Here is a 1197-nt window from a genome sequence, read left to right as displayed (position 1 = left end):
TGAGCTGGGGGTGGCCGCAGAGACCAGCGAGAAGCGACTGTTTACTAAAAACACAGGTCCGTGCGAAGCCGTAAGGCGATGTATACGGACTGACGCCTGCCCGGTGCTGGAACGTTAAGGGGACCGGTTAGTGCGCTTTCGGGCGTGCGAAGCTGAGAACTTAAGCGCCAGTAAACGGCGGTGGTAACTATAACCATCCTAAGGTAGCGAAATTCCTTGTCGGGTAAGTTCCGACCTGCACGAATGGCGTAACGACTTCTCGACTGTCTCAACCATAGGCCCGGTGAAATTGCACTACGAGTAAAGATGCTCGTTTCGCGCAGAAGGACGGAAAGACCCCGGGACCTTTACTACAGTTTGATATTGGTGTTCGGTTCGGCTTGTGTAGGATAGGTGGGAGACTTTGAACCAGCCACGCCAGTGGTTGGGGAGTCGTCGTTGAAATACCACTCTGGTCGTGCTGGATGTCTAACCTCGGTCCGTGATCCGGATCAGGGACAGTGTCTGATGGGTAGTTTAACTGGGGCGGTTGCCTCCCAAAGAGTAACGGAGGCGCCCAAAGGTTCCCTCAGCCTGGTTGGTAATCAGGTGTTGAGTGTAAGTGCACAAGGGAGCTTGACTGTGAGACCGACGGGTCGAGCAGGGACGAAAGTCGGGACTAGTGATCCGGCGGTGGCTTGTGGAAGCGCCGTCGCTCAACGGATAAAAGGTACCCCGGGGATAACAGGCTGATCTTCCCCAAGAGTCCATATCGACGGGATGGTTTGGCACCTCGATGTCGGCTCGTCGCATCCTGGGGCTGGAGTCGGTCCCAAGGGTTGGGCTGTTCGCCCATTAAAGCGGTACGCGAGCTGGGTTTAGAACGTCGTGAGACAGTTCGGTCCCTATCCTCTGTGCGCGTAGGAATATTGAGAAGGGCTGTCCCTAGTACGAGAGGACCGGGACGGACGAACCTCTGGTGTGCCAGTTGTCCTGCCAAGGGCATGGCTGGTTGGCTACGTTCGGAAAGGATAACCGCTGAAAGCATCTAAGCGGGAAGCCTGCTTCGAGATGAGTATTCCCACCCCCTTTGAGGGGTTAAGGCTCCCAGTAGACGACTGGGTTGATAGGCCAGATCTGGAAGCACCGTAAGGTGTGGAGGTGACTGGTACTAATAGGCCGAGGGCTTGTCCTCAGTTGCTCGCGTCCACTGTGTTG

1 rRNA gene is annotated in these 1197 nt (G+C 56.0%); it reads left to right on the top strand.

Features of this window, described 5'->3' with window-relative positions:
- Positions 1-1174, top strand: a 23S ribosomal RNA gene (locus M4J07_RS47685); the annotation flags it as partial.
- Positions 1175-1197 lie beyond the last annotated feature (23 nt).

Origin of the sequence: Streptomyces longispororuber (genome assembly GCF_024448165.1) — a bacterium.
Classification (GTDB): Bacteria; Actinomycetota; Actinomycetes; order Streptomycetales; family Streptomycetaceae; genus Streptomyces; species Streptomyces longispororuber_A.
Note: the sequence above shows the minus strand (reverse complement) of the source record. Positions and strands in the feature narration are given on the sequence as shown.